General features: G+C 65.9%; 13 protein-coding genes. 3 read left to right on the top strand and 10 right to left on the bottom strand.

Translation table 11 applies throughout. The annotated features are described in order from the left end of the window. Positions 1 to 27: 27 nt before the first annotated feature. Genes U1701_RS08890 through U1701_RS08870 form a run of 5 tightly spaced genes read right to left on the bottom strand, consistent with a single transcriptional unit; the run spans position 28 to position 5,000 of the window. Positions 28 to 720 (bottom strand): SURF1 family protein, encoded by a 693-nt coding sequence (locus U1701_RS08890; RefSeq protein ID WP_332782194.1) that lies wholly within the window; start codon positions 718 to 720, stop codon positions 28 to 30. Then, positions 720 to 1,130, bottom strand: coding sequence for a cytochrome o ubiquinol oxidase subunit IV (cyoD, locus tag U1701_RS08885; protein WP_332782193.1), 411 nt, complete (start codon positions 1,128 to 1,130; stop codon positions 720 to 722). The genes U1701_RS08890 and cyoD overlap by 1 nt, the downstream gene beginning before the upstream one ends. Continuing rightward, complete coding sequence (gene cyoC / locus U1701_RS08880) at positions 1,127 to 1,759, bottom strand: cytochrome o ubiquinol oxidase subunit III (protein WP_332782192.1); 633 nt, start codon at positions 1,757 to 1,759, stop codon at positions 1,127 to 1,129. Before cyoC ends, cyoD begins: the two co-directional genes overlap by 4 nt. Before the next feature lie 4 nt (positions 1,760 to 1,763). Next, positions 1,764 to 3,764: a cytochrome o ubiquinol oxidase subunit I gene (gene cyoB, locus U1701_RS08875; protein WP_332782191.1), complete on the bottom strand. Its 2,001-nt coding sequence runs from the start codon at positions 3,762 to 3,764 to the stop codon at positions 1,764 to 1,766. Positions 3,765 to 3,773: 9 nt separating this feature from the next. Further along, complete coding sequence (locus tag U1701_RS08870; protein ID WP_443026018.1) at positions 3,774 to 5,000, bottom strand: ubiquinol oxidase subunit II; 1,227 nt, start codon at positions 4,998 to 5,000, stop codon at positions 3,774 to 3,776. Positions 5,001 to 5,184: 184 nt separating this feature from the next. On the opposite strand from U1701_RS08870, the gene U1701_RS08865 reads away from it, so the two are divergent. After that, on the top strand, positions 5,185 to 6,513 hold the full coding sequence (locus U1701_RS08865) for an MFS transporter (RefSeq protein WP_332782190.1): 1,329 nt from the start codon (positions 5,185 to 5,187) through the stop codon (positions 6,511 to 6,513). A gap of 60 nt (positions 6,514 to 6,573) precedes the next feature. Here the strand turns inward: U1701_RS08865 and U1701_RS08860 are convergent, their stop codons facing one another. Then, positions 6,574 to 7,782: an MFS transporter gene (locus U1701_RS08860; RefSeq protein WP_332782189.1), complete on the bottom strand. Its 1,209-nt coding sequence runs from the start codon at positions 7,780 to 7,782 to the stop codon at positions 6,574 to 6,576. Between the two features lie 213 nt (positions 7,783 to 7,995). Here U1701_RS08860 and clpB point away from each other — a divergent pair, with 213 nt between their 5' ends. Further along, on the top strand, positions 7,996 to 10,572 hold the full coding sequence (clpB, locus tag U1701_RS08855) for an ATP-dependent chaperone ClpB (RefSeq protein WP_332782188.1): 2,577 nt from the start codon (positions 7,996 to 7,998) through the stop codon (positions 10,570 to 10,572). Positions 10,573 to 10,741: 169 nt separating this feature from the next. Here the strand turns inward: clpB and U1701_RS08850 are convergent, their stop codons facing one another. The 4 genes from U1701_RS08850 to xseA form a co-directional block, all read right to left on the bottom strand. Next, on the bottom strand, positions 10,742 to 13,771 hold the full coding sequence (locus tag U1701_RS08850; protein WP_332782187.1) for a TonB-dependent receptor domain-containing protein: 3,030 nt from the start codon (positions 13,769 to 13,771) through the stop codon (positions 10,742 to 10,744). 269 nt (positions 13,772 to 14,040) lie between these two features. Then, the gene (locus U1701_RS08845; RefSeq protein WP_332782186.1) at positions 14,041 to 14,880 is read right to left on the bottom strand and encodes a M23 family metallopeptidase; all 840 of its coding nucleotides are present in this window, start codon (positions 14,878 to 14,880) and stop codon (positions 14,041 to 14,043) included. Then, positions 14,877 to 15,077: a DUF2093 domain-containing protein gene (locus tag U1701_RS08840; RefSeq protein ID WP_332782185.1), complete on the bottom strand. Its 201-nt coding sequence runs from the start codon at positions 15,075 to 15,077 to the stop codon at positions 14,877 to 14,879. Before U1701_RS08840 ends, U1701_RS08845 begins: the two co-directional genes overlap by 4 nt. A 15-nt stretch (positions 15,078 to 15,092) precedes the next feature. Further along, positions 15,093 to 16,466 (bottom strand): exodeoxyribonuclease VII large subunit, encoded by a 1,374-nt coding sequence (gene xseA / locus U1701_RS08835; RefSeq protein WP_332782184.1) that lies wholly within the window; start codon positions 16,464 to 16,466, stop codon positions 15,093 to 15,095. On the opposite strand from xseA, the gene purD reads away from it, so the two are divergent. After that, complete coding sequence (gene purD, locus U1701_RS08830) at positions 16,465 to 17,733, top strand: phosphoribosylamine--glycine ligase (protein WP_332782183.1); 1,269 nt, start codon at positions 16,465 to 16,467, stop codon at positions 17,731 to 17,733. The two genes, xseA and purD, sit on opposite strands and share 2 nt — an antisense overlap. The last annotated feature ends 37 nt before the right edge of the window (positions 17,734 to 17,770 follow it).

Here is a 17,770-nt window from a genome sequence, read left to right as displayed (position 1 = left end):
GTAGACAGTGAACCAGATGGACCCGCGTCACGCGCCCGCCTTTCGTCGATCCTGGCGGACCACGATGCCGAAGCAAACCAGCGTCAGCCCCGCCAGCGCGAACCAGGTGAGCATGTAGACCAGATGGTTGTTGGGGAACGCGATCACGGTCAGCCCGCCGACCGGTGCGGCGTCGCCGACGCGGTCCGCGTCGATGAAATAGGGCGCGGCGTGCAATCCCCGCGCGCGGGCGATCGCGGCGACATCGCGCGAATACCACGCGCCCTGCGCGGGATCGTTGCGGCGCAGGAAGCCGCCGCCGGGTTCGGTGATCCGCAGATAGCCGGTGACGGTCTGTTCGCCCTGCGGCTTGCCGTGCGCGGTCCGCTGTTCGGGGGCAACGAAACCGCGGTTGACCAGGATCACCCCGTCGCGCGTCCGCAACGGGGTCATGACCCAATAGCCGGTGCCGAGCGCCGTTGCCGCGCGCACCAAAGTCTCGGAGGAATTGAGGAAGATTCCGCGAGCCACGACGCGGCGGTAGGCGTCGCGGTCGGCGGTGACCGGCACGCCCGCCGCGGGCGGCGCTACCGGCAGCGCGTGCGCCCGCGCGTCGACCTGTTCGATCAGCGCGAGCTTCCACGTCCGGCGGTGCATCTGCCACACGCCGAGCGCGATGAAGCCGGTGAAAATCAGCAGCGCGGCAACGCCCGCTACGATCGTCGCCGGCCGCGTCCGCATCACATATCCGCCATCGCCTGCGCGGGCATCATGTTGGCGTTGAGGTGGAACATCACCCAGATCGACCCCGCCAGCGTGATGACGACCAGGATGATCGTGAAGATCAACGCCATCATCGTCCAGCCGCCCTCGGACTTGGTGGTCATGTGCAGGAAGTAGATCATGTGCACGACGATCTGGACGACCGCGAACAGCATGACGACCACCACCGCGGTCGACGGATCCTTGAACGCGCCGGTCATCACCGCCCAGAACGGGATCGCGGTCAGGAAGACCGAGAGAAAAAACCCCTTGAGATAGCTGGCGCGCGAGCCGTGCGACGCGGTGTCGCCGTGCGCGTGATCCTCGCCATGCGCGCTGCCGTCGCCGTGCGCCGGAGCGGACGTATGCGGGTTCGAAATGTCGCTCATCGCAGCATGCCCATCAGGTAGACGAAGGTGAAGACGCCGATCCAGATGACGTCGAGGAAATGCCAGAACATGCTGAGGCACAGCAGCCGGCGCTTGTTCGCGGCGATCAGGCCGTGGCGCCCAACCTGGGTCATCAGCGTGACGAGCCAGATCAGGCCCATCGTGACGTGCAGCCCGTGCGTGCCGACCAGCACGAAGAAGGAGGACAGGAACGCGCTACGCGTCGGTCCCGCGCCTTCGTGGATCAGGTTCGAGAATTCGTAGAGTTCGATCGACAGGAACGCCAAGCCGAACAGCCCGGTCAGCACCAGCCAGGCCTGCATGTTGCGGACCTTGCCCTCGTCCATCGCCAGCATGGCAAAGCCGTAGGTGATCGACGAGAACAACAGCATCGCGGTGTTCACCGCGACCAGCGGCAGCTCGAACAGCTCACGGGGGCCAGGGCCGCCCGCATAGCTGTTGCCGAGCACGCCGTAGGTCGCGAACAACACCGCGAAAATGAGGCAGTCGCTCATCAGGTACATCCAGAAGCCCAGCATCGTGCTGCCGCCCTCGGGATGGTCGTGTTCGTCGACGACGTAGAAGCTCACGGGCTCGCCCTCGCCCTGCGTAATGGTCTGTGCGGACATCGGCTCAGACTCCCTGTGCGGCGAGTTGACGGGTGCGCGCGTTCTCGGTCGCGATCACCTCTTCCACCGGAATGTGGAAATCCCGCTTGTAGTTGAAGGTGTGGACGATCGTGGTCGCAAAGATCGCGATCAGCGACAGCGCCGCCAGCCACCAGATGTACCAGATCATCGCGAAGCCGAACGCCACGCTCAGGCCCGCCAAGATCACGCCGGTCCCCGTGCCGCTGGGCATGTGGATCGCCTTGAACCCGGTGACGGGACGCGCGAACTTGCGGTCCTTCATGTCGTACCAGGCATCCAGATCGTGGATGACGGGCGTGAACGCGAAGTTGTACTCCGGCGGCGGCGACGAGGTCGACCATTCGAGCGTACGTCCACCCCAGGGATCGCCGGTGTGATCGGTGAGCGCCTCGCGGTTGCGGATGCTGACGAAGATCTGCAGCAGGAACGCACCGATGCCGACCGCGATCAGCGCAACGCCGATCCCGGCGATGACGAACCAGACCTGCAGGTTCGGATCGTCGAAATAGCGCATCCGGCGGGTCACGCCCATCAGCCCGAGGATGTAGAGCGGCATGAACGCGACGTAGAAGCCGACGACCCACGACCAGAAGCTGACCTTGCCCCAGAACTGGTTGAGCTTGAAGCCGAACGCCTTCGGGAACCAGTAATTGATCCCGGCGAACACCCCAAAGATCACCCCGCCGATGATCACGTTATGGAAATGCGCGACGAGGAACAGCGAGTTGTGCAGCACGAAATCGGCAGGCGGCACCGCGAGCAGAACGCCGGTCATGCCGCCGATCGTGAAGGTCACCATGAAGGCGATCGTCCACATCATCGGCAGCTCGAACCGGATCCGCCCCTTGTACATCGTGAACAGCCAGTTGAAGATCTTGGCCCCCGTCGGGATCGAGATGATCATCGTGGTGATGCCGAAGAACGAGTTCACGCTCGCGCCCGACCCCATCGTGAAGAAATGGTGCAGCCAGACCAGATAGGCGAGGATGGTGATGACGAGCGTCGCATAGACCATCGAGCTGTAGCCGAAGAGGCGCTTGCCCGAGAAGGTCGAGGTGACTTCCGAGAAGATCCCGAAGCACGGCAGGATCAGGATGTAGACCTCCGGGTGGCCCCAGATCCAGATCAGGTTGACGTACATCATCGGGTTGCCGCCCGCTTCGTTCGTGAAGAACGCGGTACCGACGTAGCGGTCGAGGCTGAGCAGCGCGAGCACCGCGGTCAGCACCGGGAAGGCGGCGACGATCAGGATGTTGGTGCACAGCGCGGTCCAGCAGAAGATCGGCATCTTCATGAAGCCCATCCCCGGTGCGCGCATCTTGACGATCGTCGCGATCAGGTTGACGCCGGACAGCAACGTCCCGACGCCCGCGATCTGCAGTGCCCAGATGTAATAATCGACTCCGACGTCAGGACTGTAGGCCAGACCCGACAGCGGCGGCATCGCCAGCCAGCCAGTGCGCGCGAACTCGCCGATGAACAGCGACATCATCACGATGACCGCCCCCGAAGCGGTCATCCAGAAGCTGAAATTGTTCAGGAACGGGAACGACACGTCGCGCGCGCCGATCTGCAGCGGCACGACATAGTTCATCAGACCCGTGACGAACGGCATCGCGACGAAGAAGATCATGATCACGCCGTGCGCGGTGAAGACCTGGTCGTAGTGATGGGCCGTCAGATAGCCTTCGTTACCGTTGAACGCGATCGCCTGCTGGATACGCATCATGATCGCGTCGGAGAAACCCCGCAGGAGCATGACGACGGCGAGGATCATGTACATGATCCCGATCTTCTTGTGGTCGACGCTGGTGAACCACTGGTTCCACAGATAGCCCCAGAGCTTGAAATAGGTGAGTGCGGCCAGCAACCCGACGCCGCCAATCGCAACCATGGCGAACGTGGCCATCACGATCGGTTCGTGCAGCGGCAGCGATTCCAGGGTCAGGCGGCCGAAGATGGTCTTCAACAGTGTATCGGACATATCGGTTCTCTAGCCGTTCGCGACGGGGCGCGTGCCCGGCTGGGTGAGGGGTGTGGTCATGGTGTGGTTGCGGTTGTCGAGCGAACCCGGCTTGGCGTTGCCACCATCCTTCTGAATTTCTGCCGGCGCGCTCCAGTGCGGCGCGCTGCCCTTCTCGTCGGCGTCCTTCATCAGCGCACCTTCGGGACGCGGGCCCGAATGCTGCGGCCCCTTGCCGCCGTTGACGCCGGGCATCGTCATCCCGCCCTGTTCGTCATGCTTCATCAGGTCGGACATGCACGGCTTACCCGGCGTGACGCATTGCTCGACGATCGCCTTGAACAAGCCGGAATCGACCGCGCCGAAGCGCATGATCGGAACCTTCTCGGACGGCTTTTCGAGCCGCAGATAGTTGGTGCGGTTGAGTCCGCCGCCGCCGTTCTTGATCCGCGAGACCCAGCCGGCGAAGTCGGCGTCGGACACGCCGTGGAAGCGGAAGCGCATGCCCGAGAATCCGGCGCCGCTATAGTTGGACGAGAAACCCTCAAAATTGCCGGGCTTGTTGATCACCGCGTGCAGCGTCGTCTCCATGCCGGGCATGGTGTAGATCATGCCGGCCAGCGCGGGGATGTAGAACGCGTTCATCACCGAGGACGAGGTCAGCTTGAACTTGATCGGCCGATCAACCGGTGCCGCGAGTTCATTGACCGTCGCGATGCCGTATTCGGGGTAGATGAACAGCCACTTCCAATCGAGCGCCACGACATCGACCTCGAGCGGGTTGTTCGCGCCGCCGTTGATCTGCTGCGGGGTACCGCCCAGCGCGCCGACGGGAACGTTGGTGCCCGTGGTCTGCGCCTCGGGCTTGATCCGAGCCAGCGGGCGGTACGGATCGAGCAGATGCGTGCTGGTCCAGGTGATCGCGCCGAGCGCGATGATGATCAACAGCGGCACGCCCCAGATCAGCAGTTCCAGACTGACCGAATGGTCCCATTTGGGCTCGTACTTCGCAGCCTCGTTGGTCGCGCGGTAGCGGAACGCGAAGAAGAGGGTCAGCACGATCACCGGGATGATGATCAACAGCATCAGCCCGGTCGAGATCAGGATCAGGTCCCGCTGCTGGACCGCGATGTCGCCCGATGGCGACATCACGACCCAGTCACAGCCGCTAACGGCCAGGGCGAGCGGTAACGCGGTCAGACGCGGCAGCCAGGTCTTGGCCCCTGTCAGTCTTTGAGTCGGTGCGGCAACGGTCATGCGGGTCCCCTACGCCTGTCCAGCACGCTGCCATAGTGGACAATTTGTCCAATGGGCGCTGCAGTGCAACATGGGCATGACCCGAAGATCATATGGATTAACGCATGGCCCGTGCGAATGGGCCTGCCACGATCCACCGGAAAGGCGTATCAGCGGGTTCGCCACCCTGGCAGTGAGTTGAAGCATGAGCGCACAAACGGTAACCCAGACGTTCGAGGACGACGCGCGCGATATCCATGCGCACGGCAAGGCGGTGTCGCCGGGCGAGATCGCGATCGGCGTCGTGATCGGCAGGACGTCGGAGTTCTTCGACTTCTTCGTCTATGCGATCGCGTCGGTGCTCGTGTTCCCGACGCTGATCTTTCCGTTCGTCGACCGGTTGCAGGGTACGATCTACTCCTTTGCGGTGTTCGCGCTGGCGTTCATCGCCCGCCCGATCGGGTCGCTGATCTTCATCGCGGTCGACCGCATCTATGGCCGCAGCGCCAAGCTGACGATCGCGCTGTTCCTGCTCGGCACCTCGACCGTCGCGATGGGCTTCCTGCCCAGCTACGACTCGGTCGGCTATTGGGCGATCGGGCTGCTCGCGCTGCTGCGAATCGGCCAGGGTATCGCGCTCGGCGGCGCCTGGGACGGGCTCGCCTCGCTGCTGTCGCTCAACGCGCCCGAGAAATATCGCGGCTGGTACGCGATGCTGCCGCAGCTCGGCGCGCCGTTCGGGCTGCTCGTGGCGAGCGGGCTGTTCGCTTTCTTCGTCTCGACGCTGCCGACAGTCGATTTCTTCGCCTGGGGCTGGCGCTATCCGTTCTTCGTCGCCTTCGCGATCAACGTCGTCGCGCTGTTCGCGCGGCTGCGCCTGGTCGTGACGCCGGAATTCGAGGAGCTGTATCTGCACGGCGAGCTTCAGCCCGGCCCGGTCGGCGAGACGGTGCGCGCCGAATGGCGGACGATCTGGCTCGGCTCGTTCGTGCCGCTCGCCAGCTTCGCGCTGTTCCACATGGTCACGGTGTTCCCGCTGTCATGGATCCTGCTGTTCACCCGCGAATCGGCAGGGCGTTTCCTGGTGATCGAGATGATCGGCGCCGTGATCGGCCTCGGCGCGACGCTGGTCTCGGGGCTGCTCGCCGACCGGTTCGGCCGGCGCACGATGCTCGGCAGCATCGCGGTGCTGATCGCGATCTTCGCGATCGCCGCGCCGATGCTGCTGTCGGGTGGCGATCTGGGCGAACGCGTGTTCATGGGGATCGGCTTCGTGCTGTTCGGCCTGTCATTCGGCCAGTCCTCGGGCGCGGTCGCGTCCAGCCTGTCGCCCAAGCATCGCTATTCGGGGTCCGCGCTGACCACCGATCTGGCCTGGCTGTTCGGCGCGGGCTTCGCGCCGCTCGCCGCGTTGCTGCTGTCGAGCAAGTTCGGACTGGCCGCGAGCGGCGCCTATCTGTTCTCGGGCGCGGTGTTCACGCTGATCGCCTTGGGGCTCAACAAGGAACTGGCAAAGCGTAACATCGTACGGTGACACCACTGACCCCGTCACCCCTGCATACTGGGGTGACGGACTAGGGCGTAGTTGCTTGCGCTACGCTTCGCAGGGCAGTGGTCCTGCCACAGCCGGCGCACCGCGGCGCTCGATCCCCCAAGACACCGCCCAAACCGCCAGGCCACCGAGCGCCAGCGCCATCCCGACCCACCCGGTCGACGTCCAGCCATAGCCCGCGGCGATCGCCAACCCGCCGAGCCACGGCCCCAGCGCATTGGCGGTGTTGAACGCCGAATGGTTGAGCGCCGCGGCCAGCGTCTGCGCCTCGCCCGCGACATCCATCAGCCTGGTCTGCAGGATGGTGCCGAGGCCCCCGCCGCACCCGATCAGCACGATCACCGGCAGCATCGTCGAAAGCTGCGGCGCGGCCCACGCGTAGAGCGACAACGCAACCGCACCAAACAGCAACGTCGCGCCCGCGGCTGGCATCAACGCATAATCCGCCGCCTTCGCGCAGACCAACGTGCCGATCGTCATGCCGACGCCGAACAGCGCGAACGCGACCGGCGTGTACGCGGTCGACATGCCGGTGACGTCGGTCAGCGTCGACGCCAGATAGGTGTAGACGCAGAAAATCCCGCCAAAGCCGATCGCGCCGACCAGCAAGGTCAGCCACACCTGCCCCTTACGCAGCGCCGCCAGTTCACCGAGCGGACTCGCATTCTTCGCCGGCTGCAGGATCGGCGCGAACCGAAACAACATGCCGATCGTCGCCGCGGCGAGAAGGGCGACCAGCCCGAACCCCCAGCGCCAGCCGACCCATTGGCCGATCCCGTTCGCCAGCGGCACGCCCAGGATCGTCGCGCTGGTCAGCCCCAGCATCATCCGTGACACCGCGCGCGACCGTTCCTCGTGCGGGACGAGCGAGGCGGCGACGAGCGCGCCGACACCGAAGAACGCCCCGTGCGGCAACCCGCTCAAGAAGCGGAAAGCGAGCATCCAGTGATAGGTCGGCGCCATCGCCGACAGGCCATTGGCGATCCCGAACATCGCCATCAGCGCGATCAGCAGAGTCCGCCGCTCCATCCGCGCCGCCAGCACAGCGATCGTCGGCGCGCCGACCACGACGCCCAGCGCATAGGCGCTGATCACGTGCCCCGCGGTCGGCTCGTCGATGCCGAGTCCCCGCGAAAATTGCGGCAACAGGCTCATCGCCGCGAATTCGGTGGTGCCGATCGCGAATCCCCCGACCGCAAGCGCGAGAAGCGCATAACGCGGATTGACGGCGGGCATGGTCTTAACGGTCATCAGTGGGCCTTCGCAGGTGCAGCATGATGCGTGCAACCGCGGAACACCCCGCTCCGTTCCGACGCGACGACGTTTGCGGGTAACAGCAATGGCCCTAAGCTGTTCGCTCCGCTGACGATGCTAGAGATCGCGACCGAAACGATTGTCGGCACGGACCCTTGTGTTGCCCAAATACAACACTATTTTTGTGCCATTGGCTGACAGGAAACCGGCATGAACATCGACAAATTCACCGACCGCGCGAAGGGCTTCCTGCAATCCGCGCAGACCGTCGCGATCCGGATGAACCACCAGCGGATCGCGCCTGAGCATCTGCTGAAGGCCCTGCTCGAGGACGATCAGGGCATGGCGTCAGGGCTGATCGCCGCCGCGGGCGGTGACGCCAAGCGCGCCGCGTCAGAAACCGATCTCGCGCTCGCGAAAATTCCCGCGGTGTCGGGATCGGGCGCGCAGACCACGCCGGGAATCGACAACGACGCGGTTCGCATCCTCGACCAGGCCGAGCAGATCGCGACCAAGGCGGGCGACAGCTTCGTCACCGTGGAGCGGCTGCTGGTCGCACTCGCATTGTCGCTCAACACCGCCGCGGGCAAGGCGATCAAGGCGAGCGGCGCCACGCCCGAGGCCCTCAACACCGCGATCAACAGCCTGCGCCAAGGCCGCACCGCCGATAGTGCGGGCGCCGAGGATCGCTATGATGCGCTGAAGAAATTCGCGCGCGACCTGACCCAGGCGGCGCGCGACGGCAAACTCGACCCGGTGATCGGCCGCGACGAGGAGATCCGTCGCACCATCCAGATCCTCGCGCGCCGCACCAAGAACAACCCCGCGCTGATCGGCGAACCCGGCGTCGGCAAGACCGCGATCGCGGAAGGGCTCGCGCTGCGCATCGCCAATGGCGACGTGCCAGACACGCTGAAGGGCCGGCGGCTGATGTCGCTCGACCTCGGCGCGCTGATCGCGGGCGCGAAATATCGCGGCGAGTTCGAGGAGCGGCTGAAGGGCGTGCTCGACGAGGTGAAAGCCGCGGAGGGCGACATCGTCCTGTTCATCGACGAGATGCACCAGCTGATCGGCGCGGGAAAATCCGAAGGCGCTATGGACGCCGGCAATCTACTCAAGCCTGCGCTCGCGCGCGGCGAGCTGCACTGCGTCGGCGCGACCACGCTCGACGAATATCGCAAGCATGTCGAGAAGGACCCTGCCCTGCAGCGCCGGTTCCAGCCGGTGTTCGTCGGCGAACCAACCGTCGAGGACACGATCAGCATCCTGCGCGGGCTGAAGGAGAAGTATGAGCTCCATCACGGCGTGCGGATCACCGACGGTGCCATCGTCGCCGCCTCGACGCTCAGCAACCGCTACATCACCGACCGCTTCCTGCCCGACAAGGCGATCGACCTGATGGACGAGGCCGCGTCGCGGATCCGCATGGAGGTGGAGAGCAAGCCCGAGGAGATCGAGACGCTCGACCGCCGCATCCTGCGCCTCAAGATCGAGCGCGAGGGGCTGAAGCGCGAGACGGACGAGGCTTCGCAGGACCGGCTGGCGAATATCGAGGGCGAACTCGCCAATCTCGAGGAACAGTCGGCGTCGCTGACGATGCGCTGGCAGGCGGAGAAGGACAAGATCGCCGGCGGTGCCAAGCTCAAGGAAAAGCTCGACGCCGCGCGGCTCGAGCTCGAACAGGCACAGCGCTCTGGCGACCTCGCGCGTGCCGGGGAGCTGTCCTACGGCACGATCCCGCAATTGCAGCGGCAACTCGACGAGGCCGAACAGCAGACCCAGGGCGCGATGCTGCGCGAGGAAGTCACCGCCGACGACATCGCCGGCGTCGTCAGCCGCTGGACCGGGATTCCGGTCGACCGGATGCTGTCGGGCGAGCGCGAGAAATTGCTCGCGATGGAAGCTACGATCGGCAAGCGCGTGATCGGCCAGGCCGACGCCGTACGCGCGGTATCCACCGCGGTGCGGCGCGCGCGCGCGGGGCTACAGGATCCGAACCGGCCGCTGGGCTCGTTCCTGTTCCTCGGGCCGACGGGTGTCGGCAAGACCGAGTTGACCAAGGCGCTCGCCGAATTCCTGTTCGACGATCCCGCCGCGATGGTGCGAATCGACATGAGCGAGTTCATGGAGAAGCACGCGGTTGCGCGGCTGATCGGCGCCCCTCCGGGCTATGTCGGCTATGAGGAAGGCGGCGTGCTGACCGAGGCGGTGCGGCGGCGGCCCTATCAGGTGATCCTGTTCGACGAGGTCGAAAAGGCGCATTCGGACGTCTTCAACGTGCTGTTGCAGGTGCTGGACGACGGGCGGCTGACCGACGGCCAGGGCCGCACGGTGGATTTCAGCAACACGCTGATCATCCTGACGTCTAACCTGGGCAGCCAGTATCTCGCCAACATGGAGGGTGAGGACGTGTCGGCGGTCGAGCCGCAGGTGATGGAGATCGTCCGCGGCCATTTCCGCCCGGAATTCCTCAACCGGCTGGACGAGATCATCCTCTTCCACCGCCTGGGCATGGCGCAGATGGCTCCGATCGTCGACATCCAGGTGAGCCGTGTCGACAGACTGCTGGCCGACCGGAAGATCGTGCTGGAACTGACCGATGCGGCGCGCGCCTGGCTTGGGCGCGTGGGGTACGACCCGGTATACGGCGCGCGACCGCTGAAGCGCGCGGTGCAGCGGTACCTGCAGGACCCGCTCGCGGATCTGATCCTGCGCGGTGAGGTGAAGGACGGCGCTACGGTGCGGGTCGACGAGGGGGATGGGAAGCTGGCGTTGAGCGTCGCCTGAGCCAGACCCTTTCTCGTCACCCCGGGCTAGACCCGGGGTCCCGCTTCTCGACAGCACAAGAAGCGGGACCCCGGCTCAAGGCCGGGGTGACGGGTGCGGCAGTCTTCGCCAGACAAAAAAGGGGCGGGTCCCGAAGGACCCGCCCTGCAATGGTAGCGGATGGTTCGGCTTAGAAGCTGAACTTGGCGCCCGCCCGATACTGGCGGCCGAAGATGCCGTCGCCACCCTGCACCGCGTTGTACAGATACGCGCCGTAGGTAACGGTATCGACCGGCGGCAGGCGATCGAACAGGTTCAGCGCGTTGACGTAGAAGCTGAACTGGTCGTTGACCTTGAAGTTCACGTTCGCATCGACCGTGATGTAGCTCTTCACGTGGCAGTTGTTGTACACCGCGGCCTGGCCGCAATCCTTGTACTCGTCGCCCTGGTCGGTTGCCGAGAGATCATAGCCCGACGTGTAGTTGACCGTGCTGCTGACCGCGAAGTCGCCGAAGTCGAACGTGTTGAGCCAGTTGCCCTTCCACTCGAACGTCCCCGACCCTGCGGTCAGGTTGAAGTTGCCGAGCGTGCCCTCGTAGCGCTGCTTCACGCCGTCGATCGTCGTGCTCAGCTCGAGGATGTAGCTGGCGTTCAGGTTGGACGTCCACTTGACCGGACCGAAGTCGTACGCGCCGTTGATGCCGAAATCGATGCCCGACGACTTGATCGTGTCGGCATTGATCAGCTGCGAGCGGACGAAGGCGATCTTCGGACGGGCGTTCGGGTTGTTGGTGTCCACCGCGTCGGCGATGACCTCGAACCCGGCGGGGATCGCCGCGCCGGCATAATAGGCCGCGATCGCCGGCGAGTTGTCGGGCGTCGTAATCGCACCGGTCTTCTTGATGTTGTAGTAATCGACCGTCAGCGACACGCTGCGGATCGGGTCGAACTTGATCCCGCCGGTGAAGCTGCGCGACTTCTCAGGCTTCAGGTCAGGCGAGGCCAGCGTGGTCTGCCCGATCGAATAGGACGTGAGGTAGGTCGGGCAACCGGTCGGCGTGGCCTGCGAACAGCCCGCGCCATACTGGGCGAGGAACGCGTTGGGAATGCCCGAAATCTGCTGCGTCACATAGCCCGTGGTGGGCAGCGCGTTCGCTTCGCCGAAGCTGGGGATACGGAAGCCGCGCGAATAGGTGCCGCGCACCGTGACCTGCTTGACCGGGGTAAAGATCGCACCGACCTTCGGCGAGAAGTTGCTCTGGCCGGTCGAATAGTGATCGTAGCGGCCCGAACCGTTAAGCGTCAGAACGTCGAGGATCGGCGCGTTGAGCTCGGCGAAGGCCGAGGTGACCGTGCGGTTGCCCTTGGTGCCGAATGCGTTGAGCGTGAAGTAACGCTGCGTCGGACCGTTATAGTCGTCGTTGGCGCTGGGGGCATCGACCGCTTCGTAGAAGATCGAGCCACCGACCGCGAGGCGCAGGTCACCACCGGGCAGCGTCGCGAGCGACTTCTGCACCGTCAGCTGTGCCTGATACAGATCCGACGTCGTGTCGGTGATGTTCTCGGGCGACAGGTAATCGCGCACCGCCTGGGTGTTAAGGCCCGGGTTGACGAAATTGTAGCTGCCGTCGGCGATCACGTCGAGCAGGTGCTGGATGTACACATACCCGGTCGTCTTGAGACGCAGATCGGTGTGCATCGCGGTCGCGTTGAAGTCGTAGTCGACGTCGTCGAGCACGGTACCCTTGAGGCCGAAGGCGGCACGATACACGCGGCTGCGGGTCGAGTTCGACGTTACCGTGTCGGGCAGCGCGCCGACGAGGCGAGCAACCTGGCCCTGCGCCGCGAACGGGTTGTTCGGGTTCAGCGTGCCGTTCGCCGCGGTGCAGTTCACACGCGCCGCGCAGACGTAGACCGGCAGCGCGAGAATGGCCGAGCCCGCAGCCAGCGCTGGCGTCTGGTTCTGCGAGGTAGAGAACTGCGGGAAGAGGATGCCCGCCGGCGCGTTGCCACGGATGGCCGCCGGACGGCCCGTATAGTTGGTCGCCGACTGCGAGAAGTTGACCATCAGGTACGCTTCGGAATTGTCGCCGACCTTGGCGGTGAAGCGCGCCGTTCCACCGAACCGCTCGAGGTTCGGGGTCACCATGTCATACTTGTTGGTGTTGTCGACCTGGCAGACCGTGGTCGGCGTCGTCACGTTTGCCGCCGTCGCAAGCTGCGCTGCGGTCGGGTTGTAGGCGGTGCCGTTGAGGCAGCCGGCGGCCTGGTTCAGCAGCTGATAACGACCCGAGGCCACAGTGTTCGTGGCATCTGCCGGACGGACATAATAGTTGCCCGTGCCGATGATGAAGCCGTTGAGGTTGCCCGCCGAATCGAGGCCGTTCGAGATGTTGTTCGGGCCGCACTGCGTGGTGCCGGTACGGTTCGAACAGATGCCAGTCTCGTTATCCGAGTTGAACGGCGCCGGCAGGTCGCGCTGGTACGTGCCTTCGCTGCGGTAATAGAAACCGCTGACATAGGCGTTGTAGCCCTTCTCATCGAGATCGCCGGTGCCTGCGGTCAGCGTCAGGCGCTGGTTGGCGTTGACGCCGTCCTCGGAAATGCCCGCTTCGGCGCGGCCGGAGATGCCGTTGAACTTGCGCTTGGTGATCACGTTGACCACGCCGGCGATGGCGTCGGCGCCGTAGCTCGACGATGCGCCGTCGCGCAGCACGTCGATGCGCTCGACGACGTCGTCGGGGATCGTGTTCAGATCGACGAAGTTGCGCGAACCGTCATCCGACAGCGGATAATAGGCGGCGCGCAGGCCGTCGAACAGCACGAGGGTCGAGTTGGTCGACAGGCCGCGCAGCGACACCGACGATGCACCCGCGGCGAAGGCGCCGTTGGCGGTGAACGAGTTGGTCAGCGCCGGGCCGTTGTTCGAAGACAGCGCCTGGATACCGGCCTGAACCGTGTTGATGCCGCGCGAATCGAGGTTTTCGGTGGTCAGCGTCGTGACCGGCGAGATGCCGGTGTCGGTGCCGCGGATGATCGACCCGGTGACGACGATCTCTTCGCCGGTGGGCTGGTTCTGCTCGGCGATATCGCCCGATGCGACACCGTTCTGCTCGGGGGGCGTCGCCTGCTGCGCGAACGCCGGCGTCGCCATGGCGAACGCGAACGGGGTTGCTGCGGCGAGCAGGAGCGCCTTCTTGGTGAGTGAAATGCTGGTCATTATGATCCCTCGCTGGCACCCGGTCGTCCGCGTCGCGGTACGCCGGGTAATGCTTCGTCCCCCTTTCATCGCACCGAAGCGCGACCCCGAAGGACATGAGGATGGGATGGAGGTGCTGTCGCATTCTGTAAAGAATGGTTCCCGACCGGACCCCATTTTCGCAACCGCCTGTAGCGAAAATGACACAAGTGTTTTCTAGTCGAGGCCAAAAATGCATATTCGAAAGGCAATGGTGCACTGCAGCGCACGATAATTAGGCATCGGTGCGTTCACATTGCGCCGGCGATCAGCGTCGGATCGAGCTTTGCTCCCTGCCACCGGAGCGACCAGTGCAGGTGCGGGCCGGTCGCGCGGCCGGTGCGGCCGACCGCGCCGACCGGCTGCCCCTGACGGATATGGTCGCCGACCTTCACGTCGATCCGCGACAGATGAAGGAACGCGCTGTTCAGCCCCATGCCGTGATCGATCATCAGCAGATTGCCCTCCAGCGTGAACGGGTGATCCGCCGCGAGGATCACCACGCCGTCGGCCGGCGCCGACACCACGGTGCCGGTCTCGCGCGCGACGTCGACTCCTGAATGATAAGAGCCGGCCTCGCCGTTCGCGTAGATCCGTTGCGAGCCGAACAGCGTGGAGATGCGGCCGGTCACCGGCCAGATGAAGCGTTGCCGCCAGCCGTCCGATACCGCGCCGGCCGCGCGTGCCGCGACGATCTGCGCGAGCTCGGGCGGGCGGATCCGCGCGAACTCGGCGTCGGGCACCGGAATCTTGGGCAAGGTCGGCAGCCGCGAGATCGACCAGGCGCGGGGTGATATCGTGAGCGTCTCGCTGACGACGCGGCCGTCACCCAGTGTCGCGGCCAGGACCGCCTGGGGTTTGGCGTCGCGGTCGAACCCTGCAACAAACCGACCGTCCGGCGCGATGGCCACCGGCGTGCCATCGAGCGCGAGCGCGCGCGTGCCCGCCGGGGCGGTGCCGAGGATCAGCCCGCCCTGCACCGCCGTCCCGGTCCAGCGGAACGCCGAGGGCGCGACGGATGTCGTCTGCTGCGGTGCCGCGAGCGCGACGCCCGCCAGTCCGACGAGCATCGCTGCGGCAAGGATTTTCATCGCGGCGCCAGCGCCTCGCTGGCGAGCTGCGCGGTGGCATAGGCCTCCTGCTTCGCCACGCTCCAGTAGCGCAGGTCGTCGAGGGTGATCCGCACCCCGGAGCCGGCGCAGACGACATGGTCGCCGGGGCTGAGCACGCGGAACCCGTTCGCCATATAGTGGAGCCGCGCCTGGCGGTCGGTGTTGGACATCAGCATTGCGGGTCTCTCGGGTCAGAGCAGCGAGTGCTGCTCGGGAACGGTCTTATCATAGGTTTTGGGCGTCGGCCGCTCAACCCGCGCGTCCACCGCGCCGTCCCGGAACAGCAGGGTGATCGCGCCCGCACCGCGCACGGCCTTGGCGGAGGCGAGCGTCTCGCCGCCCGGCCGCGCGGTGATGCGCGCATAGCCGCGGTCTAGGATGGTGTCGGGGTTGAGCGACTGGACCAGCCGCCACGTCGCATCGAGCTGCGCGCGCTTGGCGTCGAGCCTGTGCTGCAACGTCGCCGGCCTCAGCGCGCCCGCCGCCCGATCAAGCGTACCGCGCGCCACCGTCAGCCGCCGCTCCAGCCCGCGGTCGAGACGTTGCCCGAAATCGTCGGCGCGCTGGCGCTGCGGCCCGAGCAACTGATCGCGCTTAGGCAAATGCCGCGCGAGCGCCGCCAGCCGTTCGCGCCCGCGCTCGACATACCGTCGCGCGCACCGCTCTGTCCGGTTGGCGAAACTATCGATCGTGAGCCGCAGGTCGGCCAGCACAGGCACCGCAATCTCGGCGGCTGCGGTGGGCGTCGGCGCGCGCAGGTCGGCGGCGAAGTCGCACAAAGTCGTGTCGGTCTCGTGCCCGACCGCCGAGATGATCGGGATCGAACAGCCCGCGACCGCGCGGACCACGACCTCTTCGTTGAATGACCAAAGATCCTCGACCGACCCGCCGCCGCGCGCGACGATGACCAGATCGGGCCGCGGCACCGGCCCACCGGGCAGGATCGCGTCGAACCCGCGCACAGCTGCGGCGATCTCGTTCGCTGAGCCGTCGCCCTGCACCTTGACCGGCCACACAATCACATGCGTCGGGCAGCGATCCTCGAGCCGGTGGAGGATGTCGCGGATCACGGCACCAGTGCCCGACGTCACCACGCCGATCACCTGCGGCATGAACGGCAACGGCTTCTTGCGCGCCGGGTCGAACAGCCCCTCGCCCGCCAGCTTGGCCTTCAGCTTTTCGAGCAGCGCCATCAGCGCGCCGGCGCCCGCCAGCTCCATCCGCTCGATCACGATCTGGTATTTCGAGCGGCCCGGATAGGTGGTCAGCTTGCCGGTCGCGATCACCTCGATGCCGTCCTGCGGCACGAAGGCGAGGCTAGCGGCATTGCCCTTCCAGATCACGCCGTCGATCACCGCCTGGTCGTCCTTCAGGCTCATATAGCAATGGCCCGACGCCACACGCTTCCAGCCCGAAATCTCGCCGCGCAGGCGGACATGGCCGAATTCGCCCTCGACCATGCGCTTCAGCTTGAACGCGAGTTCGCCGACCGAGACGGTCAGGGCGTTGTCGCCCGGCACCGGCTCGGCTACCAGCCGCGCGTCATCGAATAGGGGATCGGGCATGAACGTCCTGCTGCTGGGCTCGGGTGGGCGCGAACATGCGCTCGCGTGGAAGCTGGTGCAATCGAGCGGTCTCGATACGCTCTATGCCGCGCCGGGCAACCCCGGGATCGCGACGCTTGCGACCTGCGTGGCGCTGGACGCGACGGATCACGCCGCGGTGGTGCAGTTCGCGCACGACCACGCGATCGGGCTGGTCGTGATCGGGCCCGAGGCGCCGCTGGTCGACGGCCTCGCCGACACGCTGATCGCCGCCGACATTCCCGTATTCGGCCCAACCCGCGCCGCCGCGCAGCTGGAGGGCTCGAAAGGCTTCACCAAGGAACTCTGCACCCGTGCCGGCATCCCGACCGCCGGCTATGCCCGCGTGCGCAGCCGCGTCGAGGCCGAGACGACGATCGCCAACGTCTTCGCGCTGCCCGTGGTCATCAAGGCCGATGGTCTCGCCGCGGGCAAGGGCGTCGTGATCGCGCTGTCGCAGGCCGAAGTCACCGCCGCGCTCGACGCGCTCTATGGCGACGATCCCGCCGCCGACGTCGTGATCGAGGAGTTCCTCGACGGCGAGGAGGCGAGCCTGTTCGTCCTCACCGACGGCAAGACGATCATGCCGTTCGGTTCGGCGCAGGACCACAAGCGCGTCGGCGACGGCGATACCGGCCCCAACACCGGCGGGATGGGCGCCTACAGCCCCGCGCGCGTCCTGACCCCCGAACTCGAGGCGCGCGCGATCGCGGAGATCATCGCACCCACCGTGAAGACGATGGCCGACGAAGGCATGCAGTTCAGCGGCGTGCTCTATGCCGGGCTGATGCTGACGCGGAACGGTCCCAAGCTTATTGAATACAACGCGCGGTTCGGCGATCCCGAGGCGCAGGTGCTCATGCTGCGGTTCAAGGGCGACCTGCTCGCGACGATGCTCGCGGTCGCCGAGGGCCGACTCGCGACGATGCCCCCCGCCGCCTTCTCCGACGAGACCGCGCTGACCGTGGTGATGGCCGCGAACGGCTATCCCGGCACGCCGCAGGCGGGGGGATCGATCGCCGGGATCGACGCCGCACGCGCGGCGGGCGGCACGGTGTTCCAGGCCGGTACGCGCTATGTCGATGGCGGCCTCGTCGCCGCCGGCGGCCGCGTGCTGGCGGTGTCCGCGACCGGCGACGACGTCCGCGAGGCGCAGGCGGCGGCGTATCGCGCGGTGTCGGCGATCGACTTCCCAACCGGCTTCTACCGCCGCGACATCGGCTGGCGCGAGGTCGCGCGCGCGGATTAGCGCTCGAAAGGGGCGCATCGTCCCGCTACGGTCGGTG

Origin of the sequence: Sphingomonas rhamnosi (genome assembly GCF_036663615.1) — a bacterium.
In the GTDB taxonomy this organism is placed as follows: domain Bacteria; phylum Pseudomonadota; class Alphaproteobacteria; order Sphingomonadales; family Sphingomonadaceae; genus Sphingomonas.
Note: the sequence above shows the minus strand (reverse complement) of the source record. Positions and strands in the feature narration are given on the sequence as shown.

Excerpts from the sequence above, each read along its gene's own strand:
- U1701_RS08890 (WP_332782194.1), bottom strand. The coding sequence starts at position 720 with ATGCGGACGCGGCCGGCGACGATCGTAGCGGGCGTTGCCGCGCTGCTG.
- cyoD (WP_332782193.1), bottom strand. The coding sequence starts at position 1,130 with ATGAGCGACATTTCGAACCCGCATACGTCCGCTCCGGCGCACGGCGAC.
- cyoC (WP_332782192.1), bottom strand. The coding sequence starts at position 1,759 with ATGTCCGCACAGACCATTACGCAGGGCGAGGGCGAGCCCGTGAGCTTC.
- cyoB (WP_332782191.1), bottom strand. The coding sequence starts at position 3,764 with ATGTCCGATACACTGTTGAAGACCATCTTCGGCCGCCTGACCCTGGAA.
- U1701_RS08870 (WP_443026018.1), bottom strand. The coding sequence starts at position 5,000 with ATGACCGTTGCCGCACCGACTCAAAGACTGACAGGGGCCAAGACCTGG.
- U1701_RS08865 (WP_332782190.1), top strand. The coding sequence starts at position 5,185 with ATGAGCGCACAAACGGTAACCCAGACGTTCGAGGACGACGCGCGCGAT.
- U1701_RS08860 (WP_332782189.1), bottom strand. The coding sequence starts at position 7,782 with ATGACCGTTAAGACCATGCCCGCCGTCAATCCGCGTTATGCGCTTCTC.
- clpB (WP_332782188.1), top strand. The coding sequence starts at position 7,996 with ATGAACATCGACAAATTCACCGACCGCGCGAAGGGCTTCCTGCAATCC.
- U1701_RS08850 (WP_332782187.1), bottom strand. The coding sequence starts at position 13,771 with ATGACCAGCATTTCACTCACCAAGAAGGCGCTCCTGCTCGCCGCAGCA.
- U1701_RS08845 (WP_332782186.1), bottom strand. The coding sequence starts at position 14,880 with ATGAAAATCCTTGCCGCAGCGATGCTCGTCGGACTGGCGGGCGTCGCG.
- U1701_RS08840 (WP_332782185.1), bottom strand. The coding sequence starts at position 15,077 with ATGCTGATGTCCAACACCGACCGCCAGGCGCGGCTCCACTATATGGCG.
- purD (WP_332782183.1), top strand. The coding sequence starts at position 16,465 with ATGAACGTCCTGCTGCTGGGCTCGGGTGGGCGCGAACATGCGCTCGCG.
- xseA (WP_332782184.1), bottom strand. The coding sequence starts at position 16,466 with ATGCCCGATCCCCTATTCGATGACGCGCGGCTGGTAGCCGAGCCGGTG.